Annotated in this window: 27 protein-coding genes and 1 riboswitch; of the genes, 16 read left to right on the top strand and 11 right to left on the bottom strand. The window is 73.5% G+C overall.

Annotation, left to right across the window (positions count from 1 at the left end; genetic code table 11):
* Positions 1 to 34: 34 nt before the first annotated feature.
* The gene (locus ACFYNS_RS02535; protein WP_388600239.1) at positions 35 to 1,366 is read left to right on the top strand and encodes an aminotransferase class I/II-fold pyridoxal phosphate-dependent enzyme; all 1,332 of its coding nucleotides are present in this window, start codon (positions 35 to 37) and stop codon (positions 1,364 to 1,366) included.
* 41 nt (positions 1,367 to 1,407) lie between these two features.
* Here the strand turns inward: ACFYNS_RS02535 and ACFYNS_RS02530 are convergent, their stop codons facing one another.
* Complete coding sequence (locus ACFYNS_RS02530) at positions 1,408 to 1,875, bottom strand: pyridoxamine 5'-phosphate oxidase family protein (RefSeq protein ID WP_360298370.1); 468 nt, start codon at positions 1,873 to 1,875, stop codon at positions 1,408 to 1,410.
* A 194-nt stretch (positions 1,876 to 2,069) separates the two neighbouring features.
* Between ACFYNS_RS02530 and ACFYNS_RS02525 the strand changes: the two genes are divergently transcribed.
* Positions 2,070 to 2,699 (top strand): cysteine hydrolase, encoded by a 630-nt coding sequence (locus ACFYNS_RS02525; RefSeq protein ID WP_360298373.1) that lies wholly within the window; start codon positions 2,070 to 2,072, stop codon positions 2,697 to 2,699.
* Between the two features lie 90 nt (positions 2,700 to 2,789).
* On the opposite strand, the gene ACFYNS_RS02520 is transcribed toward ACFYNS_RS02525, so the two are convergent.
* From ACFYNS_RS02520 to ACFYNS_RS02510, 3 genes are all read right to left on the bottom strand, one after another.
* Positions 2,790 to 3,128, bottom strand: coding sequence for an SCO4225 family membrane protein (locus ACFYNS_RS02520; protein WP_360298376.1), 339 nt, complete (start codon positions 3,126 to 3,128; stop codon positions 2,790 to 2,792).
* Between the two features lie 154 nt (positions 3,129 to 3,282).
* Entirely contained in the window at positions 3,283 to 5,607 is a 2,325-nt protein-coding gene (metE, locus tag ACFYNS_RS02515; protein WP_388600234.1) for a 5-methyltetrahydropteroyltriglutamate--homocysteine S-methyltransferase, read from the bottom strand.
* Between the two features lie 157 nt (positions 5,608 to 5,764).
* A riboswitch (cobalamin riboswitch) is annotated at positions 5,765 to 5,984 on the bottom strand.
* A 141-nt stretch (positions 5,985 to 6,125) separates the two neighbouring features.
* Positions 6,126 to 7,652 carry an MFS transporter gene (locus tag ACFYNS_RS02510; RefSeq protein WP_388600231.1) on the bottom strand — a complete coding sequence of 509 codons (1,527 nt, stop codon included), beginning with the start codon at positions 7,650 to 7,652 and terminating at the stop codon, positions 6,126 to 6,128.
* Positions 7,653 to 7,725: 73 nt separating this feature from the next.
* On the opposite strand from ACFYNS_RS02510, the gene ACFYNS_RS02505 reads away from it, so the two are divergent.
* From ACFYNS_RS02505 to ACFYNS_RS02455, 11 genes are all read left to right on the top strand, one after another.
* On the top strand, positions 7,726 to 8,640 hold the full coding sequence (locus ACFYNS_RS02505; protein WP_360298382.1) for a LysR family transcriptional regulator: 915 nt from the start codon (positions 7,726 to 7,728) through the stop codon (positions 8,638 to 8,640).
* 364 nt (positions 8,641 to 9,004) lie between these two features.
* Positions 9,005 to 9,262, top strand: coding sequence for a DUF5133 domain-containing protein (locus ACFYNS_RS02500; RefSeq protein ID WP_388600229.1), 258 nt, complete (start codon positions 9,005 to 9,007; stop codon positions 9,260 to 9,262).
* A gap of 229 nt (positions 9,263 to 9,491) precedes the next feature.
* A complete protein-coding gene (locus ACFYNS_RS02495; RefSeq protein WP_360298388.1) occupies positions 9,492 to 9,818 on the top strand; it encodes a hypothetical protein in 327 nt (108 codons plus the stop codon).
* 168 nt (positions 9,819 to 9,986) lie between these two features.
* Complete coding sequence (locus ACFYNS_RS02490; RefSeq protein WP_360298391.1) at positions 9,987 to 10,403, top strand: CBS domain-containing protein; 417 nt, start codon at positions 9,987 to 9,989, stop codon at positions 10,401 to 10,403.
* 103 nt (positions 10,404 to 10,506) lie between these two features.
* Positions 10,507 to 11,325, top strand: a complete 819-nt coding sequence (locus ACFYNS_RS02485; RefSeq protein WP_360298393.1) for a HipA family kinase — start codon at positions 10,507 to 10,509, stop codon at positions 11,323 to 11,325.
* A gap of 5 nt (positions 11,326 to 11,330) precedes the next feature.
* Entirely contained in the window at positions 11,331 to 11,735 is a 405-nt protein-coding gene (locus tag ACFYNS_RS02480) for a DUF3037 domain-containing protein (RefSeq protein ID WP_360298396.1), read from the top strand.
* Positions 11,736 to 11,868: 133 nt separating this feature from the next.
* Positions 11,869 to 12,630 carry a 3-oxoacyl-ACP reductase FabG gene (gene fabG / locus ACFYNS_RS02475; protein ID WP_360298399.1) on the top strand — a complete coding sequence of 254 codons (762 nt, stop codon included), beginning with the start codon at positions 11,869 to 11,871 and terminating at the stop codon, positions 12,628 to 12,630.
* 22 nt (positions 12,631 to 12,652) lie between these two features.
* A complete protein-coding gene (locus ACFYNS_RS02470; protein ID WP_360298402.1) occupies positions 12,653 to 13,426 on the top strand; it encodes an SDR family oxidoreductase in 774 nt (257 codons plus the stop codon).
* A gap of 245 nt (positions 13,427 to 13,671) precedes the next feature.
* Positions 13,672 to 15,258: an ABC transporter substrate-binding protein gene (locus ACFYNS_RS02465; protein WP_360298405.1), complete on the top strand. Its 1,587-nt coding sequence runs from the start codon at positions 13,672 to 13,674 to the stop codon at positions 15,256 to 15,258.
* A gap of 256 nt (positions 15,259 to 15,514) precedes the next feature.
* Positions 15,515 to 16,183, top strand: a complete 669-nt coding sequence (locus ACFYNS_RS02460; protein WP_388600294.1) for a uracil-DNA glycosylase — start codon at positions 15,515 to 15,517, stop codon at positions 16,181 to 16,183.
* 93 nt (positions 16,184 to 16,276) lie between these two features.
* Positions 16,277 to 16,828 (top strand): hypothetical protein, encoded by a 552-nt coding sequence (locus ACFYNS_RS02455; RefSeq protein WP_388600224.1) that lies wholly within the window; start codon positions 16,277 to 16,279, stop codon positions 16,826 to 16,828.
* 280 nt (positions 16,829 to 17,108) lie between these two features.
* Here ACFYNS_RS02455 and ACFYNS_RS02450 read toward each other — a convergent pair whose 3' ends face one another.
* From ACFYNS_RS02450 to ACFYNS_RS02440, 3 genes are all read right to left on the bottom strand, one after another.
* Positions 17,109 to 17,639, bottom strand: coding sequence for a hypothetical protein (locus tag ACFYNS_RS02450; protein WP_388600222.1), 531 nt, complete (start codon positions 17,637 to 17,639; stop codon positions 17,109 to 17,111).
* Positions 17,640 to 17,711: 72 nt separating this feature from the next.
* Positions 17,712 to 18,317 carry a DinB family protein gene (locus ACFYNS_RS02445; protein WP_360303495.1) on the bottom strand — a complete coding sequence of 202 codons (606 nt, stop codon included), beginning with the start codon at positions 18,315 to 18,317 and terminating at the stop codon, positions 17,712 to 17,714.
* Positions 18,318 to 18,380: 63 nt separating this feature from the next.
* Complete coding sequence (locus tag ACFYNS_RS02440) at positions 18,381 to 18,662, bottom strand: hypothetical protein (RefSeq protein WP_388600219.1); 282 nt, start codon at positions 18,660 to 18,662, stop codon at positions 18,381 to 18,383.
* A gap of 264 nt (positions 18,663 to 18,926) precedes the next feature.
* On the opposite strand from ACFYNS_RS02440, the gene ACFYNS_RS02435 reads away from it, so the two are divergent.
* Positions 18,927 to 19,832, top strand: coding sequence for a Gfo/Idh/MocA family oxidoreductase (locus ACFYNS_RS02435; RefSeq protein WP_360303499.1), 906 nt, complete (start codon positions 18,927 to 18,929; stop codon positions 19,830 to 19,832).
* Here ACFYNS_RS02435 and lnt read toward each other — a convergent pair.
* From lnt to ACFYNS_RS02415, 4 genes are all read right to left on the bottom strand, one after another.
* Entirely contained in the window at positions 19,804 to 21,336 is a 1,533-nt protein-coding gene (gene lnt / locus ACFYNS_RS02430) for an apolipoprotein N-acyltransferase (RefSeq protein ID WP_388600217.1), read from the bottom strand. The genes ACFYNS_RS02435 and lnt overlap by 29 nt on opposite strands.
* A 279-nt stretch (positions 21,337 to 21,615) precedes the next feature.
* Positions 21,616 to 22,737 carry a DMT family transporter gene (locus ACFYNS_RS02425; protein WP_388600215.1) on the bottom strand — a complete coding sequence of 374 codons (1,122 nt, stop codon included), beginning with the start codon at positions 22,735 to 22,737 and terminating at the stop codon, positions 21,616 to 21,618.
* Positions 22,738 to 23,087: 350 nt separating this feature from the next.
* Positions 23,088 to 23,360, bottom strand: coding sequence for a hypothetical protein (locus ACFYNS_RS02420; protein WP_360299988.1), 273 nt, complete (start codon positions 23,358 to 23,360; stop codon positions 23,088 to 23,090).
* Between the two features lie 141 nt (positions 23,361 to 23,501).
* Positions 23,502 to 23,630, bottom strand: coding sequence for a chaplin family protein (locus ACFYNS_RS02415; RefSeq protein ID WP_360299991.1), 129 nt, complete (start codon positions 23,628 to 23,630; stop codon positions 23,502 to 23,504).
* 252 nt (positions 23,631 to 23,882) lie between these two features.
* Here ACFYNS_RS02415 and ACFYNS_RS02410 point away from each other — a divergent pair, with 252 nt between their 5' ends.
* Both ACFYNS_RS02410 and ACFYNS_RS02405 read left to right on the top strand, forming a co-directional pair.
* Positions 23,883 to 24,131, top strand: coding sequence for a DUF6011 domain-containing protein (locus tag ACFYNS_RS02410; RefSeq protein ID WP_360299994.1), 249 nt, complete (start codon positions 23,883 to 23,885; stop codon positions 24,129 to 24,131).
* A gap of 84 nt (positions 24,132 to 24,215) precedes the next feature.
* A complete protein-coding gene (locus ACFYNS_RS02405) occupies positions 24,216 to 24,536 on the top strand; it encodes a DUF6343 family protein (protein ID WP_388600210.1) in 321 nt (106 codons plus the stop codon).
* Positions 24,537 to 24,611: the final 75 nt, after the last annotated feature.

Raw genomic sequence — 24,611 nt, 5'->3', positions numbered from 1 at the left:
ATTCTCCTCATTGCACTAGTGCATAATAGATTTTGTGCTAGGAGACTATCGGATCACAGGCCGGGGCGCAGCGGAGATCGCGGACAGCGTGGAGCGCGGCGTCGGCCGCGGCGCGCTCGCGCCCGGCGACCCGCTGCCGCCCCTGCGGGAACTGGCCACCGCGCTCGGCGTGAACCCCAACACCGTGGCCGCTGCCTACCGCACGCTGCGCGACCGCGGCGTCATCGAGACCGCCGGGCGGCGCGGCAGCCGGGTACGGCAGCGCCCCGCCACCGCACCCCGGGAGTCCGTACGGGTCGAGCCGCCGCCCGGCGGCGTCGACCTCTCCACGGGCAACCCCGACCCCGCGCTGCTGCCCCCGCTCACCGCCGCCTTCACCGCTTCCGCCGACCGCGCGGCACGCGCTCCCGTGCTCTACGGGGCTCCCGACACCGACCCCGGCTTCGCCTCCCTCGCCCGGGCGGCGCTGGACGCCGACGGCGTGCCGGCTGGGCCGCTCGCCGTCACCTCCGGCTCCCTCGACGCCATCGAACGCGTACTGACGGCACATCTGCGCCCCGGGGACGCGGTCGCCGTCGAGGACCCCGGCTGGGGCAGCCTGCTCGACCTCGTACCCGCACTGGGGCTGCGCCCGATGCCCGTCCCCGTCGACGACTCCGGGCCGCTCCCCGCCGACCTGGAGCGGGCCCTGGAACAGGGTGCGCGGGCAGTGCTCGTCACCGACCGCGCCCAGAACCCGACCGGCGCCGCCGTCCCGGCCGCACGCGCCGCCGAACTGCGCGCCGTACTGGCCGCCCGCCCCGAAACGCTGCTGATCGAGGACGACCACGGCCACGGCATCGTCGACCTGCCACTGCATCCGCTCGCGGGCACCACGCACCACTGGGCCCTGGTGCGTTCCACCGCCAAGGCATACGGCCCCGATCTGCGGCTCGCCGTGCTCACCGGCGACCCGCTCACCGTCGACCGGGTCCGCGGCCGCCAGCGGCTCGGCCCCGGCTGGGTCAGCCAACTGCTCCAGCGGGCCGTCGCACACCTGTGGGAGACCGGGGCGACCCGCACTGAGCAGGTGGCCGGCTCCTACGGCGCGCGGCGCTCCGCGCTCATCGGCGCGCTCGCCGCCCGGGGCGTCGCCGCGCACGGGCGCAGCGGCATGAACGTGTGGGTGCCGGTGCCGGACGAGACCGGTCCGGTGGCCCGGCTGCTCCAGGCGGGCTGGGCGGTGGCCCCGGGCGCCCGGTTCCGGCTCGCGTCGCCGCCCGGGCTGCGGTTGACCGTCTCACCGCTCTCCCCGGCCGACATCGAACGCGTCGCCGCCGATGTCGCCGCCGCGCTGCGCCCGACCGGTGGAGGGCGCTTCGACTGACGCGGCGCACCCGTCGGCGCGGTCCCGCCCGGCTGCCCGGATCACAGCCTGCGGAAGTCCCAGGAGACCACCGCCGCGGGCACCAGCCTCAGCCAGGCGTGCCGCCCGTCGTGCGGCATCTGCGGCAGACCGAAGTACTTGGCGCAGAACAGCCGTTCCGCCTCGGCCAGCTCCGGACAGGCCGCTCCCCCGCGGGGGACCTCCCCGACGGGCTCCGCACGACCCGACAGCTCCACGCCGCGCAGCTCACCGTAGTCCTCGCCGTCGTCCACCAGCACCGCGATCCGGGGGTCCTGGCGAAGCTGCGCCCACCTCCGGCTGCGGGTGAGCGAGTACAGCCACAGCGCCCGGCCGTCCCAGCAGAACCACAGCGCCCCCACGTGCGGCGCGCCCTGCCGGCTCACCGTGCCGACCCGGCAGGTGCGCTGCGTGCGCAGAAACGCGTCCCGCTCCCCGGGGTCCATCATGATCCGGCGTCCCCGCCGCTGCGGTGCTGCGTCCTCGGCCATCCCGTTCCGCCCTCCGGGCCGCTGCGCAGCTGCCCGTCCGTCTCCCGGGGCCGCGACACGCCGTCTGATTGTGCGTCAGCGAAAGCATGAGGGCTCTTCCCGTCGGGCGCAATGCTCCCTACCCTGCGGACGCTCGGACGTGCCGACCCCATGCGCCCGCGACGTCGGGCCGCTCCGAACGGAAGGGAGCCCGGATGTCCGCGCCCGACCGGCTCACCGCGCAACTCGACCCCGCCACCACCGCGCTGCTGACCGTCGAATGCCAGCGGGGCGTCGTCGGGGAGGACGCGGCCCTGCCTGAACTCGCCCACCAGGCACGGAGCTCGGGAGCCCTGGACCGGATCGCCCAGCTGGTCGGCGCGGCGCACCGCAGAGGTGTCCAGGTGCTGCACGCCGTCGCCGAGCGCCGCCCCGACGGCAGGGGAGCCGGGCGCAACGCGCGGCTCCTCCGCGCCGCGGAACGGCTCCCGGTACGGCAGTTGACCGGCTCGCCCGCCGTAGGGGTCGCCGAACCGATCCCGGTCGCGGACGAGGACCTCGTCGTACGGCGGCTGCACGGCCTCTCGCCGCTCGCCGGGACGGAAGTGGACGCCCTGCTGCGGAACTCGGGCGTGCGGTCGCTGGTGGTCACCGGCGTCTCGGCCAACGTGGCGATACCCAACGCCGTCTTCGACGCCGTCAACCTGGGGTACACCGCCGTGGTGCCCGCCGACGCCATCGCCGGGGTGCCCGCCGCCTACACCCGCGCGCTGCTCCGGCACACCCTCGCCCTCGTCGCCACGGTCACGACGGCCGCGGAGGTGCGGGCGCGCTGGGAGAGCTGAGCACCCCGGCCCGCCCGGCCGCGGACGGTCCCCGGCCGTGTCGGGCCGGAGCCTGCCGGGGACCGGGCCGTGGACAGGAACCCGCCCCGGTCAGGTCCGGGAGCCGGAACGCGCAGCGGAGCCGGACCGTCCCGTCAGAGCGCGTACGCACCAGCCGATGAGCACGGCGTTCACCAGCGCGCACCCCAGCAGGAGCGGGACGAACCCCCACGGTCCGTCCGGCAGCGGGAGCGCCAGCACGATCAGGCTGAGCGGCAGGGTCGCGAACGTGGGGATCACCCCGGCCATGGACTCCCCGCTCTCGTCCCACGCCGTGACCGCGACAGCCCACCCGATCAGGCCCACGCACACCGTGAGGTAGAGGAGCGCCGGCACGCTCGTGAGAGCCCGGCGGACGGTGCGGAGGACGGAGCGCTGCTCGGCGGTCATGGGGGAACTCCTCGTCTGTGGTGCGCACTGGCCCTGCGGCTGCGCTCTTCGCGGCTTCGGGACCATCCTGCCCCTCCTCGCGGCGCGCCGGGACATGTGCGGGCCCACGGGCCGGAGCGGCCGCGACCTGGCCGCTCCGGCCCGCGGACCGGGATCAGGACGCGCGGTGCGGCAGCTCCGCACGAACCGTTCGTGCGGCGGCGACCAGGTTCTCCAGGGAAGCCCTGGTCTCGGGCCAGCCGCGGGTCTTGAGGCCGCAGTCGGGGTTGACCCACAGCCGCTCGGGCGGGATGGCTTCGAGACCCCTGCGGAGCAGGGCTGTGGCCTCTTCGGCACCGGGCACGCGGGGGGAGTGGATGTCGTAGACGCCGGGGCCGGCTTCGCGGGGGTAGCCGTGTTCGGCCAGCTCGTGGGCGACCTGCATGTGGGAGCGGGCGGCCTCCAGGCTGATGACGTCGGCGTCCAGATCGTCGATCGCCTGCACGATGTCGCCGAACTCGGCGTAGCACATGTGGGTGTGGATCTGGGTGTCGGGCCGTACTCCGGCGGTGGTGAGGCGGAACGCCTCGGTCGCCCAGGCCAGGTAGGCATCGCGGTCGGCGGCGCGCAGCGGAAGGGTCTCGCGCAGTGCGGGTTCGTCGACCTGGATGACCGAGGTGCCGGCCGCCTCCAGGTCGCCCACTTCGTCGCGCAGCGCGAGGGCGACCTGGCGTGCCGTGTCCCCGAGGGGCTGGTCGTCGCGGACGAAGGACCAGGCGAGCATGGTGACCGGGCCGGTCAGCATGCCCTTGACGGGGCGTTCGGTCAGCGACTGGGCGTACTGCGTCCAGCGCACCGTCATCGGCTCGGGGCGGGAGAGGTCGCCGGCCAGGATCGGGGGGCGGACGTAGCGGGTGCCGTAGGACTGCACCCAGCCGTGCTGGGTGGCCAGGTAGCCGGTGAGCTGTTCGGCGAAGTACTGCACCATGTCGTTGCGTTCGGGTTCGCCGTGCACCAGCACGTCGATGCCGGCCTTCTCCTGGAAGGCCAGGACGTCGCGGATCTCGGTCCTGATCCGCTCCTCGTAGGCGTCGGTGTCGATGCGCCCGGCGCGCAGGTCGGCGCGGGCGGTGCGCAGTTCGGTCGTCTGCGGGAAGGAGCCGATGGTGGTGGTCGGCAGCACCGGCAGGCCCAGATGGGCGCGCTGGGCCGAGGTGCGATCGGCGTAGGACGGGGAGCGGCGGGTCTCGGCCTCGGTGACAGCCGCGGCCCGGGCCCGTACCGCCGGGTCGTGGGTGAGTGCGGAGTTGGTGCGGGAGGCCAGGGCGGCGCGGTTTGCGGCCAGTTCGGCGCCGATGGCGTCGGTGCCCTGTGCCAGGCCCTTGGCGAGGGTGGCGATCTCGGCGGTCTTCTGCCGGGCGAAGCTGAGCCAGCGCAGCACCTCGGGGTCGACGTCGCGTTCGGCCTGCACGTCCAGCGGCACGTGCAGCAGCGAGCAGGAGGCCGACACGTCCACCCGGCCGGCGAGACCGAGGAGGGTGCCCAGGGTGGTCAGGGACTTCTCCAGGTCGTTGATCCAGATGTTGCGGCCGTTGACGACGCCGGCCACCAGGCGCTTGCCGGGCAGGCCCCCGGCGGCGGCGAGCGCGTCGAGGTTGGCCGCGGCCGCCTCGGTGAAGTCGACCGCGAGGCCGTCGACCGGCGCCTTCGCCAGCACGGGCAGCGCGTCGCCGAGCCGGTCGAAGTAGGAGGCGACCAGCAGCTTCGGCCGGTCGGTGAGTCCGCCGAGTTCGCGGTAGGCCCGCTCGGCAGCGGCCAGCTCCTGCTGGGTGCGGTCCTGGACCAGCGCGGGCTCGTCCAGCTGGACCCATTCGGCGCCCGCAGCGCGGAGGTCGGCGAGGAGTTCGGCGTAGACCGGCAGGAGCCGCTCCAGCAGGCTCAGCGGCTGGAAGTCCGCGACGGTGCCCGGGGCGGGCTTGGCCAGCAGGAGGTAGGTGACCGGGCCGACGAGTACGGGCCGGGCGGCGAGCCCCAGCGCGAGGGCTTCCTTGAGCTCGGCGGCCTGCTTGGTGGCGTCGGCCGCGAAAACGGTGTCCGGACCGAGCTCGGGGACGAGGTAGTGGTAATTGGTGTCGAACCACTTGGTCATCTCCAGCGGTGCCACGTCCTGGGTGCCGCGGGCCATCGCGAAATAGCCGGCCAGCGTGTCGGCCGCCACGGCGGCGCGGTGCCGTGGCGGGATCGCGCCGACCATGACGCTGGTGTCCAGCATGTGGTCGTAGTAGGAGAAGTCGCCGGTGGGCACTTCGTGGATGCCGGTCTCGGCGAGCTGCCGCCAGTTGGCGGCGCGCAGGTCCTTCGCGGTCCGCCGGAGGCCGGCGGCGGTGACGCGGCCCTTCCAGTAGCCCTCGACGGCCTTCTTCAGTTCCCGGTTCGGGCCCTGGCGCGGGTAGCCGTGGACGGTGGCTCCTGCTGCCGCGGCTGCGGACTTCGCTGTCACGGAGATCTCCTTCGCGAGATGTCTCGTCGGGATCCCGGCGAGCACGAGGAGCGAAGGTGACGGAACACCGGTGGGCGACGGAAGCGCGGCTGCGTCCGTCCACCGGGATTTCTGCGCCGACCCGCCCTCGAGGTCACCGGAATGTCCGCACACACATGGGCGTGTGCGGGCAACGGGCAGGTCTTCGGACTCGCGGGCGCGCCTGCCGGTCTCCCGGCGGGCTCCTACTGGCCGTCGCTTCCCGGACCGTCGGGTCCAGTGCGTGTGACGGCTGTCGTTCCCACTCACCGCTGCGGGGCAGTCCCGGACTTCCACCGGGTTCCCTCTTACGACGTCCCGCCTGGCGGACGGGACGAACCAGCTGCCCCGCCAGCCTAGGCGCAGAGCCCCCCGCCTGGGTAGTGCGCCCCCGCGAGTCCCCGGCCCATCCGCGCCCGGTCCCGGGCGCCGGCACTCCGGAGGTGAGCGTGCCCTCTCCGACTCCGGCGGTGGCTCTGCCCGTGTCGCCCTCATGCGGTTCAGCGGTTCCGCCACGTCCCGGAGGGGTGTTCCTGCGCTGTCGGCCGATGCGGGCCAGGAGGGACCGGCCGTCGGCCCGGGGGACGAACGTCCGCCGGGCCGACGGAGGAACGCGGCGACGGGCGTGGGCGGCGGCCGCGCAGCCGGGCCGGTGCAGACGTCCCCGTCCCACGCGCCGGAAGGCCGCTCGGGAAGACCCGGCGAGGGACGCGCGCGGCGGAGTGCGTCGCCCGCCCGTCTCGTCGCATCGGGACGGGCAGGCGGCAGGTGGCGAACAGAACGACCGCGCCGAGGGCGGCACCGGCCCAGCTCAGCACGGTCACCGCCGCAGTGAGCGGCATGTGCGTGGACATCAGCCCGACGGCGACGGCCGGGGTTCCGGACCCCGCGTAGAAGAGGAGGTACAGCGCGGCCGCGATCCCGGCGCGGTGTCCGGGAGGTGTCCGCGCGTCCACCGCGCGGGCGGCCCCGCCGACGGCCAGCCCGTGTCCGGAGCCGGCGAGCAGGGCGGAGACGAGCGTTGCGGGGAGCGACGCGGCACCGCCGGTGGCCAGGAGCACCAGGCTCACGGTCAGTGCGGCGAGACCGGCGAACCGGGCCGAGCGTGCCGAGCGGCGCGCCCCGGCGCACTGCGTCAGCACCGAGCACACCAGAACTGCCGCCACCACACCTCCCGCCAGGGCCGGGCCCGCTCCGCGCGAGGTACGCGCGAGCAGCGCCGGAAGGAGCGCGAGGTAGATGCCGACGACGGCCCAGGCGAGGAACCCGGCCAGCCCCGCTGCGACGAACAACGGCCGGAGGGCGGAGGGCAGTTGCGGGCGGGCCGGGCGCCACCGTCGGCGGGCTCCCGCGGAGGCCCCCGGATCGGGCTCGGGTATGTTCCGGCGCATCAGGTGCCAGACCCGGGCCAGCAGCGCCAGGTGCAGCAGGTAGGGGGTGACCAGGGGGGCCGGCGCGTACTGGGCGAGTACCCCCGAGACGGCGGGGCCCGCGGCGGTGCCTGCCGCGAAGGCCAGCCCGGCCAGCAAAGGCCCGCCGACACGGGCTGAGGGGTGTTGGTGCCGGGTGATGAGGGCCTGGGCGGCGCCGGTCGCGGCCCCCAGCGCCAGCGCCTGGCTCACGCGTCCGGCGAAGAGCCAGGCGGGGCCGAGGGCGAGGAGGAAGCAGCCGGAGCCGACGGCGGCCAGCAGCACGCTCGACCGCAGCACCGGCCGGGGGCCCACGACATCGGCGGCCGGCCCGCACAGCAGCAGCGTCGGTCCACTCACCAGCGCGAACGTCGCGAAGAGCAGCGTCATGACCAGGTCGTCATAGCCGAAGAGGCGCTGGTAGTCCGGGTAGAGCGGGCCGGGCAGATAGGCGCCCGCGGTCAGCACCACCACGAGGAGTCCGGTGGTCCGCACCGTCCGCCGGTCATCCCGGCCCTCCGGCAGCCGCCGCCCTCGGATGGACTGTACGGCGGGTGGGGAGGCGGGGGCCGGTTCCGAGTGGGCGCTGTTGCCCGGGGAAAGACGCTGATCAGTCACGCAAGCCAGTGTGCAGGCCGGGAAACACAAGGGGAATCAAACGAATTCGCGCCCAATCATGCAAACTCTTTGCATGATTGACTCCCGGCTCCGGATTCTGCAGATGGTCGCCGAGCACGGCACGGTGACCGCCGCCGCCCAGGCCCTGCATTACACGCCCTCAGCGGTCTCCTACCAGCTGCGTCAGCTCGCCGCCGCGGTGGGCGAGGAACTCGTGGTCCAGCAGGGCCGCGGCATCCGCCTGACGAACACCGCTCGCATCCTGCTGCGCCATGCGGAGCGCCTCCAGGAGCAGTGGGAAGTCGCCCGCGCCGAACTGGCCGCTGTCGGTACCGAGCCCACCGGCCCGGTCACGCTGTGCGGCTTCTCCACCGCCGCCAGCAGTCTGCTGCCGCCCGCCGCCGCCGGACTGCGCGATGCCCACCCGCACATGAGGGTGCGCATCGTCGAGGCAGAGCCGGATCGTTGCTTCGACCTGTTGCTCGCGGAAGAGGCCGATCTGGCCTTGCTCGTCGTCACGGCGGACTCGCCGCCCATGACGGATCAGCGCTTCGACCAGCGGCCGCTGCTGGAGGATCCGCTGGACCTGGTCGTCCCCCACGACCACCCCCTGACGCAGCGCCGGAGGGTCACGCTGGCCGATGCCGCCAGGGAGCAGTGGATCGTGGGCAGCCCGGGTACGACCTACCACCAGCTCGTGCTCGCGGCCTGTATGAGTGCGGGCTTCACACCCGACATCGCCCACTACGCGGACGAGTGGGACACCGGTACGGCGTTGGTCGCGCACGGGTTCGGCGTGATCCTGGTGCCGCGCCTGGCGCGACTGCGCGAGGACTCGCCCGTCGCCCGGATCCCACTGCGCGGGGAACCGGCCCCGGCGCGCCGCATCATGGCTGTCACCCGACTCGGTGCCCGGGGAAATCCCGTTCTCGCACAGGCCGTCGAGACCATCACGGCGGTCGCCGCCCAACTCCTCCCGCAGGACTGAGCAGGACGGGTGCGGGACGGGCGAGGGGAAGGGGCGTCCTCCTTCGGCAACGCAGACGGCAACGCAGACGGCAGGGCCGACGGCCCCCGAATCCTCCCGCCGCTGCGCTCGGTCCCACGCGGCGAGGCCGGTGCAGAGTCGAGTGCCTGCTGCGTTCGTCCCGCGGACGCCCCGCATCAGGCGTCGCCACCGCGGCGCAGAACTACCGGTGTGGCGGAGGGGACTCCGGGTACCCGAGGCCGTCGAACGCCGGCCGGAACGGCACGGCAACGGCCATGGCGCGTGCATCCGGCCACCGCGGACTCCACACGTGAGGATTCCGGAATCGGTGCCCGGGCCCGCCTGCTCCCGGAAAGGACCCCCAGTGCTGCACCCAGCGGAGAAGACGCTCCGGCTCCTCCTCGCCCGCTACGCCGACGCCCGCACACAGCACGAAACCGCTCCCACCCCGGCGACCCGCGAAGCTGTGGAGGACCTGGCGTACACCCTCTGCGTGACCACGGACACCCGGTCCCTCGCCGAGGCCCTCTCCGCAGCGGACCGCATGCTGGAGCGCCACGTCGCGGAGCGGAAGCACGGCACCCGGCGGACGCGCGCTCACCGGGCTCCTGCCGCCGTTTGAGACCGGGCCCGTGAGCCGGGGCGGCGGCCGCAGCTGCGCCGTCGTCTCGGCCCGGGACCCCCGGCAGCCGGGCACCGGACGTGATACGGACCCGGAATGGCACGGGCGGACCCTGAATGGCACGGGCGGACCCGGAATCGCACGGAGCGCCGCTCCCGCGCTGCGGGACGCCGGATCTGTCGGGAGACTCGGAAGCAGAACCGTCTCCCGCCCGGAGGTAGCGCAACCCATGTCAGCTTCCCAGGACAAGCCCCTGCCCCTGCCGGACTTCGACCAGCTCCCCGCGGGCGCCGTCGAGCACCGCATCCGACCGCTGTCCGGCGAGGACGTGCAGCGGCTTCTCGACCACGAGCGGGCCCACGCGAACCGGACACAGGTCGTGCACTTCCTGACCGCGCGGCTCGACGAACTGGCCGCCGGAGCCGAGCCCACCGGAGGGGATCCGCAGGGCGAGCGTCCCGAGCGCTCCGACGGGGCCTCCGGGCGTTCACCGGCCGCACCGGACACCGCAGCCGAACCATCGGAACCTCTCCGGCACGGCCGGCACCGCTTCTGACCAGCGTGGGCGGGCCCGCTCCGGCCGGTACGCGCACCGGCGCGGGCCCGTCGGCTGCGGGGTTTGACCGGCGGAACGTGTGAAACCCGCCGGTGCGGACGGCCCTGAGCCCCCGATCCCGGACGGTGGCTGCACCTCCCGTCCGGTCAGGGCACCCGAGGAGGAAAGATGACGACGGCACGAGAGATGATGACTCCCGGCGCGGAATGCGTACAGAGCGACGAGACCGCCGGCGACGCGGCCCGGCTGATGGCCCGCCTCGGCGTCGGTGCCCTTCCCATCTGCGGCAAGGACAACAAGATCAAGGGCGTGGTGACCGATCGTGACCTCGTCACCAAGGTCCTCGCCGAAGGCCGCAAGCCCGCCGAGATGCCCGCCGGCAGCCTCAACCAGGCCGAGGCCGTCACCGTCGGCGCGGACGACGACACGAGCGAGGTACTCGCCACGATGAGCAGGCACGGCGTTCGTCGGGTCCCGGTCATCGACGGAGACCGCCTGGTCGGGATGATCGCGGTGGCCGATGTCGCCAGGAGCCTGCCGCACGCCGAGACCGGCCGGCTTCTCGAGGCGCTCTCAGCCGACTGACACCCCGGGGCTTCCGCAGAGCGGGAAGACAGGTCGCCGGCCCGTAGCGGTGCGGCGGCCCGCTGCCGATCTCAGGGTCGGCACGGCCGTATAGCCTGGCGAAATGCTCCCCGAAGTCACAGCCACGCGCTATGTCACGCCTCTGAGAGAGGGCGGTTCGCTCCCCGGACTCGTCGAGGCCGACGATCTGGGGACCTATGTCATGAAGTTCGTCGGCGCCGGACAGGGCCGCAAGACGCTGGTGGCCGAAGTGCTGTGCGGTCGGCTCGCGCTGCGGCTCGGGCTGCGGGTGCCCGACCTGGTGCGGGCGTGGCTGGACCCGGTGATCGGGCTGTCCGAGCCGGACGAGGAGGTGCAGGTGCTGCTCAAGGCGAGCGGCGGCCTCAACCTGGGGATGGACTTCTTGCCCGGCTCGCTGGGCTTCGATCCGCTCGCCTACCAGGTGAGTTCCGAGGAAGCCGGACGGGTGGTGTGGTTCGACGCGCTCGTGGGCAATGTCGACCGCTCCTGGCGCAACCCCAACATGCTGGTGTGGCACGGTGATCTGTGGCTGATCGACCATGGCGCGACACTCGTCTTCCACCACAACTGGCCCACCGCGCGGGCGGCCGCCGAGCGCTCCTACGACGCCTCCGACCACGCGCTGGCCCCCTTCGTCCCGCGGACCGAGGAGGCCGCGGCCGAGCTGGCCCCCCGCGTCACCGAGGAACTGCTGTCCGAGTGCGTAGCCGAGATCCCCGACGAGTGGCTCGCGGACGAACCGGGATTCGCCGACCCGGACGCGGTGCGGGCCGCGTACACCGAGGTCCTGGCCTCCCGCGCCCGTACGATCCATGAGCGGATCACGCTCGGCGAGCCGAGCAAGGACGGACCCTCGCGAGCGCCGGGGTGGCTCACCGGGGAAGGCGGCGGTGCCAAGTGAAGCGGATGCCTGCGGAGCCGGCCCAGCGCGGCGATCTCGACGTCTTCGAGTACGCCCTGCTGCGTGTCGTTCCCCACATCGAGCGCGGTGAGTCGATCAACGCTGGTGTGCTGGTCTACTGCCGCGCGCGCTCCTATCTGGGGGCCCGCACCCATCTGGACGAGGACCGGCTGTTCGCCCTCGATCCGTGTGCCGATGTACGCGGTGTCCGCGCGGCGCTGCACGCCGTGGAGTGCGTGTGCGGCGGCGGTGCCCGGGCCGGGCAGGCCGCCGGGGACGACGTGGGGCGGCGCTTCCGGTGGCTGGTGGCACCGCGCAGCACGGTCGTCCAGCCCGGGCCGGTGCACACCGGGCTGACGGCCGATCCGGAAGCCGAGAGCGAGCGCCTGCTGGATCTGCTGGTGCGCTGAGCCGGGTGCGGGGGCGGCTTCGGTGCCGATCCCGCACTTGGCGCCGTTGACAGGGCCTGTCGTGCCTCATAGCGTCACGACTGCCAGAGGTACTAAGCGGTTGCTCACCCATTCAGGCCGAGGAGACACCAGCATGTCCAGCACCGAGCAGCGAGTCGCGATCGTGACGGGCGCCGCCCGAGGGATCGGCGCGGCCACGGCCGTCCGCCTCGCGGAGGAGGGCCACGCCGTCGCCGTCCTCGACCTCGACGAGGCCGCCTGCGCCCCGACCGTCGAGCAGATCACCCAGCAGGGCGGCAAGGCGCTCGCCGTAGGCTGCGACGTCTCCGACTCCGGGCAGGTCGAGGCCGCGGTCACCCGCGTCTGCGAGGAGCTAGGGGCGCCCGTGGTCCTGGTGAACAACGCCGGGGTGCTGCGCGACAACCTGCTGTTCAAGATGAGCGACAGCGACTGGGACACGGTCTTGGACGTGCATCTGCGCGGCGCCTTCCTGATGTCCCGAGCCTGCCAGAAGTCCATGGTGGACGCCGGGTTCGGGCGCATCGTCAACCTCTCCTCGTCCTCCGCGCTGGGCAACCGCGGCCAGATCAACTACGCCGCGGCCAAGGCCGGCATGCAGGGCTTCACCAAGACCCTCGCCAAGGAACTGGGCAAGTTCGGCATCACGGCCAACGCGGTGGCCCCCGGCTTCATCGCGACCGACATGACCGCCGCCACCGCCGAGCGCGTGGGTATGGGCTTCGACGAGTTCAAGACCGCCGCGGCCGGCCAGATCCCGGTCCAGCGCGTGGGGGAGCCCGCCGACATCGCCAACGCGGTCGCCTTCTTCGTCGACGAGAAGGCCGGCTTCGTCTCCGGCCAGGTGCTGTATGTCGCCGGCGGACCCCTCAACTGACGGCCGGCGAGGAGTGGATCGCATGACGGAGCAGAACGCGGGCGGACAGCCCGAAAGCGGGAAGGTCGCCCTGGTCACGGGCGGCAGCCGAGGCATCGGCTACGGAATCGCCGAGGCGCTCGTGGCGCGCGGCGACCGGGTGTGCATCACCGGGCGGAACGCGGACGCGCTCAAGGAGGCGGTCGAGCGGCTCGGTTCCGACCGGGCCATGGGGATCGCGGGCAAGGCGCACGACCTGGAGCACCAGGCGGTCGTCGTCGACGGTGTGATGGAGGCGTACGGGCGCGTCGACCACCTGGTCAACAATGCGGGCACCAACCCGGTGTTCGGGCCGATGGCCGAGCTGGACCCGGGCGTCGCACGCAAGGTGTTCGAGACCAACGTGATCTCGGCGCTCGGCTTTGCGCAGCGCACCTGGGCCGCATGGCAGCAGGAGCACGGCGGCACGATCGTCAATGTCGCCTCGATCGCGGGCCTCTCGGCCTCACCGTTCATCGGTGCGTACGGGATGAGCAAAGCCGCCATGATCAACCTGACCCAGCAGCTGGCGCACGAGTTCGCGCCGGCGGTACGGGTCAACACGGTGGCGCCCGCCGTGGTCAAGACGAGGTTCGCCGCCACGCTCTACGAGGGGCGTGAGGAGGAGGCGGCCGCCCGCTATCCGATGGGCAGGCTCGGCGCGCCCTCGGACGTGGCCGGCGCTGCGGCGTTCCTCACCTCCGAGGAGGCGGGCTGGATCACCGGGCAGACGCTGACAGTGGACGGCGGTCTCTTCCTCAACGCGGGTGTCGAATAGCACAATAGGCGCGCCCGTGCGGACGTCGGACAGGTGCAGCGGTTTCGCGCACCGAGCGGCCTATGGCTCTTATGTCCGGGTGTCGGACTCCAAGTCCCGGCACCCGGACAGTTCGTTCTGCTCCGTCACGGTTGTGGCTGGGGTAATGTCCAAACGTTTTCCCGTAGTCGGGTGACGTCGGAGCGTGGACGCACCCCGTGGGCACCGCACCAGAGGTAAGGCACCGCCGACTGAGGAGCGCGCACGTGTTCGACCGGAATGGGCTGCTGAAAGTCGCAGCGACCATGCTCTCCCTCGTACTCCTGGCGGGGTGCAGCGCGCTCTCCGGGGGCGACGGGGGCGAGGAGCACAAGATCGTGGTCGGCACCACAAGCGCCCCCAGCTCCCTGGACCCGGCTGCTGCCTGGGACGGTTCCTGGGAGCTGTACCGGAACGTCTTCCAGACCCTCATGACCATCCCGAACACCGGTACCACGCCGGAGCCCGAGGCCGCGGAGGACTGCGGGTTCACCGACTCGGCCAGCCGGATCTACCGCTGCGAGCTGCGCAAGGGGCTGCAGTTCTCCAGCGGCCGCAAGCTGGACGCCCAGGCGGTGAAGCACTCCTTCGACCGCATCACCTCGATCGAGTCGCCGAAGGGCCCGGCGGCGCTGCTGGCCAATCTGGAGCAGGTCGAGATGAAGAGCAGCCGGGTGGTGGTCTTCCGGCTCAGGAAGTCCGACGCGACCTTCCCCTTCATCCTCTCCACTCCCGCCACCTCCCTCGTCGACCCCGACGACTACCCCCGCGCGAGCCTGCGTCCTGGCAACGAGGTGACGGGCTCGGGGCCCTACGAGCTCAAGAGCTACGAGCCCGGCAAGCGGGCCGTGCTCGTCCGGAACGACCGCTACAAGGGCACCGCCAAGGTCCGGAACGACGCGGTCACCATCCGCTACTACAAGCGGTCCACCCAGATGGTCGGCGACCTCAAGCACGGCCGAATAGACCTCACCTACCGAGGTCTGACCCCCGACCAGGTGCTGGAGTTCCAGGAGGCCGCCACCACGGGTGACACCTCCTACGACCTGAGCGAGATCACCGGCTCCGAGGTGCACTTCCTGGTCTTCAACCCGAAAAACGAGCAGATCGCCAAACCCGCGGTACGCCGCGCCGTCGCCCAGCTCGTCGACCGCAAGAAGCTGGTGCGAGAGGTCTACGACCGGACCGCGAACCCGCTCTACTCCATGGTCCCGACGGGCATCACCGGGCACACCAACGCCTACCTCGACCGCTACGGGGAGCCCGACCGCGGGAAGGCGCGCGCCATACTGCGGGACGCGGGCATCACCGACAAGGTGCAGCTCACCCTCTGGTACGCCGAGGATCGGTACGGCGATTCGACGAGCCGGGAGTTCGCCGAACTCAAGGAGCAGCTGGAGGGCTCCGGTCTGTTCGACATCACGCTGCGGTCGCGCTCCTGGGAGAACTTCCAGGACGGTTACCTCAAGGGGCAGTACCCGGTCTTCGGCCGCGGCTGGTCCGCCGACTTCCCCGACGCGGACAACTACATCACCCCCTTCGTGGGGGACAAGAACGCGATGGGCACTCCCTACAGGAACCGGAAGCTGACCGAGGAGCTGCTGCCGTACTCGCGTCGGCAGAGCGACCGGGGCGCGGCCGGCCAGTCGTTCGCCAAGGTGCAGCGGGAGATGGCCGAGGACGTGCGGCTGCTGCCGCTGTGGCAGGGCAAGGTCTACATCGCCGCCGAGAAGGATGTCGCGGGGGTCGAGTGGGCCGTCGACGCCTCGGTCATCATGCGCGTCTGGGAGCTGTACAAGAAGTCGAGCTGGTAGCCGCCCGCGGCGGAGTGCTCCGGGGCCGGCAGGGAGGTCGGCGCGCACCGGGAGCTGCCGGGGCGCACACCGGAGGCGTGGGGAGGCGCGGCGTGCCGGGGGAGAGGTGTTGCCGGGGCCGTCCCGCGGTGTTCCGGGGCCGTCCCGCGCTGTTCCGAGGCCGTCCCGCGCTGTCGGTGCGGGGCGGTACCTTCGGTGCGGTCAGTGAGCACACGGAAATGCACCACCGCAGCGGAGGTAACAGCGCGTGAAGGAAATGCTGCCCCGGTCCTGGCAGGGCGTCCTCGGTGAGGAGACCGAGAAGCCCTACTTCAAGGAGCTGGCGGAGTTCGTCGAGGAGGAGCGGGAGCGGGGACCGGTCTACCCGCCCCGCGAGGAGGTGTTCGCCGCCCTCGACGCGACCCCGTACGAGCAGGTGAAGGTGCTCATCCTCGGCCAGGACCCCTACCACGGCGCGGGTCAGGGGCACGGGCTGTGCTTCTCGGTCCGTCCGGGGGTCCGCACTCCGCCCTCGCTGCGCAACATCTACAAGGAGATGCAGGACGAGCTGGGCCACCCCGTGCCCGACAACGGCTATCTGATGCCGTGGGCCGAGCAGGGTGTGCTGCTGCTCAACGCGGTGCTGACCGTGCGCGAGGGCGAGGCCAACTCGCACAAGGGCAAGGGCTGGGAGAAGTTCACCGACGCGGTCATCCGCGCCGTCGCTGACCGGCCCGACCCGGCGGTGTTCGTCCTGTGGGGCAATCACGCGAAGAAGAAGCTGCCGCTCATCGACACCGAGCGGCACGCGGTGGTGCAGGGCGCCCACCCCTCACCGCTGTCGGCGAAGCGCTTCTTCGGATCCCGGCCCTTCACCCAGATCGACGAGGCCGTCGCGGCCCAGGACCACACGCCGGTCAACTGGCGCATCCCCGTTCGGAGCTGAGCCACGCGGGGCTCCGCCCGGGGTGAGCGCCATTGTCGGAGGCGGCCGTTAGCGTCGTGTCCTCAGTACTCGGCGAACGGGAGGAGCCCCCTCGTGGCGGAGCCCCAGCAGGACGCGCCCCAGGGCGCGGAGCACGCGACGATGGTCAGAATCGGCCAGGCGATCATGCTGCACCGTGGTGGCGACCGGGAGGAGGCCCGGAACCGCTTCGCCGCGCTGTGGACGGAAACCGACATGGACGCCGATCTGTTCCACCGCTGCACGATCGCGCACTACATGGCCGACACCCAGGACGACCCCGTCGACGAGCTCGCCTGGGATCTGCGCGCCCTCGCGGCGGCCGACGCGCTGGAGCAGGACGGCGCCGGTCGGGACGAGCACCGGTCGGCGGTCCGTTCGCTGTATCCCTCGCTGTACCTCGACCTCGCCGCCGACCACGTCAAGCTGGGCGAGGAGGCGGCGGCCCGGAGCGAGCTGGAGCAGGCCCGGAGCAGGCTCGACGCGCTCCCCGCGGACGCGTACCGGCAGGGCCTCCTGGCCGCCGTCGAACGTCTGGAGAAGCGGATCGCGGACGGCGCCGCATCACCGGGCGGGCGCCCGGGCGAAGCCGACGGCCCGGACGGCGGCACGGACCCGCAGGTATAGGGCGGGCCGCCTGCCGGAGCGGGGCTCCTCCCTTCCTGGCGGAGCGGTCGCCGCCCGGCAAGGAGTCTGCGCTCCCTGGCCTGGCGTCCGCGCTTCGACGTGGCGCTCGCACCCCGGCGCGGGTCCGCTGGTGCCGTGCCGGAGCGAATACCTCCCCAGGCGGCGTCTGGGCCGAGGGTTCACTCCCGGGCGCGGCCGGGCGGGTGACCGAGTGCCGCGGAGGTCCGCGGTGGGGCGGTGCCTGCCTCGTTCCGCCGGGCGGGCCTGCGCGGGGCCGGGTTCACCTCCCGTACTGGGAGCGGCAGATGCGCGCCTGCGCGCTGTCCGCGTCCCAGCGGCCGTAGGACTCGCCCAGCTCGCAGACGGCGCTGTCCGGACGCGGCGGGTGGTTACCGCGCCGGTGCCGCTCGCGTGGCCCGGAGCCGTCGTGGCCGCGGCCCGTCCCGCCGCCGATGACCGGCGCCGGGGCCCGGCCCGGCGCGCCGGGCCCCGGCCGGGGATGCGCGGACCGCTGACCCGGGTGCCCTGCCGTGCCCGTCGGGTGCGCGTCCTCGCGGTTGCCGGGTGCGCCGCTTCGCGGGGGCTGTGCACCGGGGGAGGGGGCAGGTCCGGCTCCCCGGCGCGGCAGCTGGGACAGCGCCTCCTTCGCCGGGGACCGCACCGGACGGCGGGTGGGTACGGCCCCGCCGCGGGGCGGATGGGAGTGCTGGGCTGCGGGTTTGTCGCCGGCCTCACCGGGATCGCCCTGGACGGTGACGCACCCGGTGGTGGTCGAGAGCGCCACTCCCAGGAGGGCCATGGCTTTCGTCATTCGTGACACTCGGGCAACTCTTCCCACCCGGGTCGCGGTGCGGAAGCCCCCTCAGGAGTGATCGGGGAGCGTTCAGAAGCCGGTCCTGCCGTCGATGCGCTCCCGCAGCAGATCGGCGTGGCCGTTGTGCCGCGCGTACTCGCCGATCACGTGCAGATGGATCCAGCGCAGGGAGTTGGTCCAGGCCGGCCGCCACGGGCTGGTTCCCGTGTCGTCGAGGGAGCGTGCGGCCGCGGACCTGCGTGCGCGGTCGACCTCATGCCGCCAGACGGCCAGCGTCCGCGCTCCGCTCTCGGCGTCCGCCACCGCGAAGTCGCCGTCGGGTGCGTCCTTCGAGGAGTAGAGCGGTTCGGAGTCCGCCTCACCGAACACGGACCGGAACCAGTGCCGTTCCACCTTGGTCAGATGCCGCACCAGTCCCAGCAGCGTCAGCCCGGAAGGCGGGGCGGAGGCGGTCCTGAGCTGCTCGTCGCCGAGCCCGGCACACTTGGCGGCCAGCGTGGCGCGCTGGAAGTCCAGCCACTGCTCCAGCAGTTGCCGCTCGGTCCCGTCGCCCTGGGGCAGTGGGAGCCCGCTCACCGCGCCGACCGGCGGTCCCTGGGGCTGCCCGGCGCCGGCCGCGCCCTCCTGGGGCGCGGTCCGCAGCCCGCCGGCCGGCTGGTCCTCGTGTGTGGTCATGCGGCCATCCTGGTCGCCGCAGCTGCGGGGGCGGTTCCGCCGCGCCGGTGGCCGGTGCCGGTGTCAGTCGCGCGGTGCCAGTATGCCGGTGAGGATCTCCCGCGCGCTCTCCCGCAGCTCCTCCTCGGTGGGGACGGTGCTGCTGAAGGTGCCCGCCGTACAGGTGAAGAGGATGCCGTCGCACCAGGCCAGCAGTGAGAGGGCGTGCCGCTCGGCGGTGCGGGAGCCGGCCGCCGCGAGCAGCGCGCGCAGCGGCCCGGCGAAGTCGCTCAGCCCGGTTCTGTCGTAGTGCGCCCGCAGTTCCGGGCGGCGGGTGGCCTCCAGCGCCAGTTCGTAGCGGGCCACCAGCAGGACGCGGTGCCGGGTCAGATGGCGGTGCAGCGCGGCCGGCGAGCGGCTCGGGCCCCTCGTCCGCCCCGGCGGACGCCGCCACCGCCATCTCCGCGGTGTGCAGCACGGAGCCCTCCAGCTCCGTCAGTCGCCGCACGGCCGCCTCCAGCAGGGCCGCCCGGGTGCGTGCGTGGTTCGAGGTGGAGCCCGCGGCAGCCCGGCCGCCTCGCACGTATGCTGCCCAGTCACAGTCAGCACCGCAGTAGCGAGGGAGAGCCCGTGCGGATCGGCGTGATCGGACTCGGCGACATCGCCGGAAAGGCGTACCTGCCGGTACTCATGGCCCAGCCCGGCCTGGAGCCGCATCTGGTCACCCGCACCCCGGCCACCCTGGGCGCCGTCGGGGACGCCTACCGGGTCCCGGCCGCCCACCGCCACACCGGCCTGGACGGACTGCTCGCCGCCAGGCCGGACGCCGCCTTCGTGCACGCCGCCACCAGCGCGCACCCGGAGCTGGTCCGGCGGCTGCTGGAGGCCGGCGTGCCCACCTTCGTCGACAAGCCCCTCGCCTACGAGCTCGCCACCTCCCGGGCCCTGGTGGAGCTGGCCGAGCGCCGCGGCACCGGCCTCGCGGTCGGCTTCAACCGGCGGCACGCCCCCGGGTACGCGCAGTGCCTGGAGCACCCGCGAGAGCTGATCCTCCTGCAGAAGCACCGGGTGGGCCTGCCCGAGGACCCCCGCCGCACCGTGCTCGACGACTTCATCCACGTCGTCGACACGCTCCGCTTCCTGGTCCCCGGCGAGCCGGACCGCATCGACGTGCGGGCCCGGGTCCGCGACGGGCTGCTGCACCACGTCGTGCTCCAGCTCGCGGGTGACGGCTTCACCGCACTCGGCGCCATGAACCGGCTCTCCGGCTCGGCCCAGGAGGTCCTGGAGGTCTCCGGCCAGGACGCCAAGCGCGAGGTCCGCGACCTGGCGGAGATCGTCGACCACAAGGGCCAGCCCAGCGTCCGCCGCCGCGGCGACTGGGTGCCCGTCGCCCGGCAGCGCGGCATCGAGCAGTGCGTGCTCGCCTTTCTCGGGGCCGTGCGGGACGGCAGGACCCTCGATGCGCAGGACGCCCTGCGCACCCACGAGCTGTGCGAACGCGTCGTCAACGACGCACTGGAGCAGTCCCGCTGAGCTGCGAGCGGCTCCGCGCCCCGCGCGCGCGTGCCGCACGCGCCCCCTCCACCACGCCGTAGGCCGCCAGCGCGGTCAGCGCGAGCCGTAGCGTCCAGTCGCCGAAGCGTACGTAGAGCGTCGTCCCCGAGGCCAACGGCACCTCGGTGAGCCGCGCCGCGCTGGTGCCGACGCCCGTCCAGTCCCCCACCCGCTCGCCGCCGGGGCCGTACAGCGCGCTCACCCCGGTGAGCGTCGCGTGCACCACGGGGCGCCCCGACTCGGCCGCCCGCAGCGCCCCCAGCGACGCGTGCTGCTGCGGCGCCCAACTGTGCTGGAAGGAGGAGGTCGAGGACTGCGCCACCACCATCCGGGCGTGCTCGGCGGCCAGCTGCCTGCTCATGTCGGGGAAGGCCGTCTCGAAGCAGATCAGCGGCCCGAACCGCAGTCCGTGTGCCCGCATCACCACCGGTTCCTCGCCGCGCCTGCGGTCCTCGCCCGCCGCACGGCCCACCGACGTCGCCCAGCCGAGCACCGACCGGGCCGGGACATACTCGCCGAAGGGCACCAGCCGCATCTTGTCGTAGCGCTGCCCGGTGAGTCCCCGTTCGTCCACGAGCACCGAACTCTTGTAGATGCCCGGCCGGTCGCTGCGCCGCGCGTCGACGTTCACCAGCAGCGGAGCCCCCGTCAGCCGGGAGAGCGCGGACAGCCGGCGCACCAACCCGGGACGGCCGGCCAGGTCGTAGCCGACGCTGCTCTCCCCCCACACGATCAGGTCCGGATCGCGGCCGGCCAGCCGGCGGGTCAGCTCCTCGCCGCGCGCGAACCGCTCCTGCCGCGACTGCGTCTCCCCGATCTGCACGACGGCGATCCGGGCGTGGCCCGCCGGTTCGGGCCGGGGCGCCCACACCCAGGCGGCCGTGCCGGCGGCGGCGACGGACACCAGCGCCAGCAGCGCTGCCGTCCGGGCACGCGGCAGCGCCGTCAGCGCGACCAGCGCGGTGTTCACGGCCACCACCAGGAAGCTCACCAGCCACACGCCGCCCACGGAGGCCAGGTGCAGGGCCGGCCGCACCTCCCACTGGCTCGCGCCCAGCAGCCCCCACGGACCGCCCAGGTACTCCCAGGACCTGACCAGTTCGGCCAGCAGCCAGCCCGACGGGACCAGCACCACGGCCGCCGCCAGCCGACCGGCGCCGGGAGCGCCGCCCAGCAGCCGGTGCACAAGCCAGCCCCAGGGCAGCCACAACAGCCCCAGCAGCGCGGCCAGGAGGACGATGAACACATGCAGGCTCGGCATCAGCCAGTGGTGCATCGCCAGCATGAACCCCGTGCCGCCCGACCATCCGGCGAGCGCGGCGGCGCGGCCCGACGGCGCAGCGCGCAACAGCAGCAGCCACGGCACCAGCGCCACGTACGCCAGCCACCACAGCCCGGGCGCGGGGAACGCCAGCACCGGCAGCGCGCCCGCCACCGGCGGCAGCACCCGACGGGCCCAGCGGGACGCCGGCCACGGCGGCATGGGCGCCCTCCTTCGTCCGGTGGTCCGATCACCAGTGTGCGGGAGGGCGCGCGCGGTGGCGAGGGGCGTACCCGGGCGGGCGCGGCGTGGCCCTCCGCGCCGCCCGGAGCCGGACGGGCCGGTGCCGGGCGTGGTCCGCCCGCCCCGGCGTGGTCCCCGCCGGGGCGAGGGGCCGCAAGGGTGTGGGCGTCGGGTTGCGGGCGTCCCTACGGGCTGCGGGCCTCGGCCGGGTGCCGTATGCCGCCCGGCCGGTGCACTCCGGTCACCGTGCGGACAGGGTCACCGTGCGGACAGGGTCACGGTGCGGCCACCGGCCGGATGCGCCGGTGAAGTGCGGGGGCCGGGGACGACGGTGTGCACCTCCGCCTCCGACGTCCGCAGCACCGCGGACTCCGCTGCCGGCCCGCGATCCGGTCCGTCGGTGCGATCCGGTCGGTCGGTGCGATCCGGTCGGTCGGTGCGATCCGGTCGGTCGGTGCGATCCGATCCATCGGTCGTTCCCGGCCGGGACGCGCGGTGGGACTGCCCGGCCCCCTCCGCGCGTGCCTGCCGCGCGCTGTCGGACGTCAGGACGACCAGCCCCCAGGTGGCCAGCGCCCCCGCGGCCAGCGCCAGCACCGTGCCCGTCGCGCCGTACCGGAAGCTCTCCTCCAGCAGCAGTATCCCGGCCGCCGCGGCGACCACCGGGTTGGCCACGGTGGCGGTCGCCAGCGGTGTCGCCAGCCCGCCGTCCCGGTAGGACGCCTGCGAACTCGCCAGCCCGGTGGCTGCCAGCACCACCGTCAGGCCCGCGAGCGGCACGGAGACGGAGAGCGGAGCCGAGGCCCAGCCCTCGGCGAGCGATTTGACGAAGACCGAAGCCGCGCCGTATGCCACCCCGGCGGTCAGCGCCAGCGCCATGCTCCGCAGCGCGCCGAGCCGACCGCCGGGGCGGCCGTGCACCGTGCGCCGTACCGCTGCCGCCGTGCCCGCCAGCAGGGCGACGAGGCCCAGGACGCAGCCCGCGAGGAGGAACTGGCCGCCGCTGTCGAGGGAACTCACTCCCGTGTCCCCGGTCAGCAGCAGGATGCCGACCAGACCGGCCGAGACCAGCACGATGCCCCGCCATGCGGAGGGGGTCACCGGCCGCCGCCCCAGAAGCGCCGCCAGCGGGGCGGCGAGTACGAGCGTGAGGACGCCCAGCGGCTGAACGACGGTCAGCGGCCCCTGGGCGAGCGCCGCCACGTGCAGCAGTGCTCCCGCCCCCTGCAGGGCCGCTGCGGTCCACCACATCCCGGAGCGCAGCAGCCTCCATCGGCTCGGCTCGGTCGACGTGGCGATCTTCTCCTGCACGATCGCGGCCAGTGCGTAGCTCACCGCGGATACCAGCGAGAGCAGCACCGCCAGGGTCAGTGCGCTCATATCCGCTCCGTGCAGCACCGGTCGGGCATCGCGTTCATGCCCTCCACGGTTCCGTATTCCTGACGGCCTGTCGTCACCTGCCGGCACCGTCTTGATGTACCACCAGCGGAGTACGGCACGGCCCCGTCTCCCCCTGCCAGGTGATATCCCCCGGTGGACGCCCGGTCTGCCGGAGGCGGCCCGGTAGGACCCGGGAGGCACCGGTCGGGGCCGCCCGGCCCGCCGAACGGTGCACGGGCCACTGCGGCCGGTCGGGTCGTACGTGGCTCCGGACCGGCCGCCCCGTGCCGGCGTTCCTCCGGGCCGTCACATCGGCGCGGTGCCGGCGGCGGGCCGCGGAAGACCGCCCGTCAGGGCTCCGCGGGGAACGGGCCCTCGCCCGAGACCTCGACCGGACCGAACCCGCTGCCGAGCACAGTGACCCGGCAGACGCGGCCGTCCGCCAGCCGCAGCCGGGCCGTGTCGCCCTCCAGCTCGGTCCACAGTCGCTGGTCGCCCTCGGGCCTCATGGTGCCGGACCACGCGGTCCCGGGGCCGGTGGTCTCCGTGAACAGCGCTACGTCGACCGGCACCTCGGCGGCCCCGGTCAGCAAGGTCGCGGGACCACGGTAGAAGTTGTCCATACCGCAAGTGTGGCAGTCCGGATCCCCGACGGCACAACCGGTCAGCGGGCGGATCGCTCCCCGCGAACCGACGGAACCCCGCCTCCGCGCGGTGCGGGGCGGGGTCCGTCGGCCGACGTGCTGATGCTGCTCGGGTGGGACCTAACAGTGGTTCTTGCGGTGGTTCTGCGCCGCCGGGCTCAGCAGCGGATCGCCGCAGACGTGCGCACCCACCTTCGCGGGTAGCTGGACGTCGTCGCCGCAGAGGACGCCGGGCGACGTGCCGCTCATTCGCACCACCGGATCGTCGCCGGCGACGGCGGTTCCCGTGGAGCCGAGCAGTGCGGTGGCGCCGAGCGCGCGCCGACCACGAGGGCGGTGCGGATACGCATGTGCTCTCCCGAGAGAGGTGGCTGTTGTCTCCACGCCCACCGTGGGCGTGCACGCCGCCACCCGCACTTCGGCCTGCTCCGCACGGGTGGGTGCGTTGGTACGGTGCGGGCCGGCGGGGAACCGCCCGGACGGAGCGGAAGGGGGCCGCGGATGGCCGCGGAGGAGGAGCCGCACGGCGGCGGAGGCGAGCGCGGCGAACGCGCCGAGGCGGTGGTGCTCCCCGACAGCCAACCCGTCGGTGGACGACGGGTGCTGTGCCGGATGTGCGGGCAGCCGCTGCGCGACCGCGCCTCCCGGCTCTGGGGCCTGGGGCCCGACTGCCGGCACAAGCTGTCCCTGCGCACCGCTCCCGAACCGCCCCGGCACGAGGTCGACCAGGACGTGCTGCCGGGGCTGTGACCGGTGGCGCCTGGCGCGCCTGCACGAGGATTCCGCGGCGCGGCGGGAATCATGGGGGAGCACACCGGCGAAAGGCAGTTCCCCGTGTCCCAGCCACCGCAGCCCGGGCCCGACCGGAACGACGACCGCCGCTCCCGGCGTTCCCGCTCCGGCACGGAACCGGTGACCGCGCGCAGCGACCTGTGGCTGCGCACTCTGCTGTCGTCCGTCGGAGTGCCGTTCTTCGCCGCGGCCGCCGCGCTGTTCGCCTGGTGGGCCGCGGCCTCGGGCAGCCACAGCACCCCCAGCGACCGGGTCCTGATGGTGCTCGCGGCGCTGTGCGCCGCGTTGGCGCTGATCGCGGCTGTCGATCTGCTGGTGCTCCGGCGCAGGCGGGCGAAGGAGCACCAGCGGCGCCGCGGCTGAGCCGACGGGTGCTCGGGGAGCCTTCCGGCCCGGCCCCCGGACTCCTCGGCCCAGGCCCGGGGAACGGGGCGCGGG

Origin of the sequence: Streptomyces sp. NPDC006925 (assembly GCF_042869575.1) — a bacterium.
In the GTDB taxonomy this organism is placed as follows: Bacteria; Actinomycetota; Actinomycetes; order Streptomycetales; family Streptomycetaceae; genus Streptomyces.
This window is presented reverse-complemented; position numbering and strand designations above follow the sequence as displayed.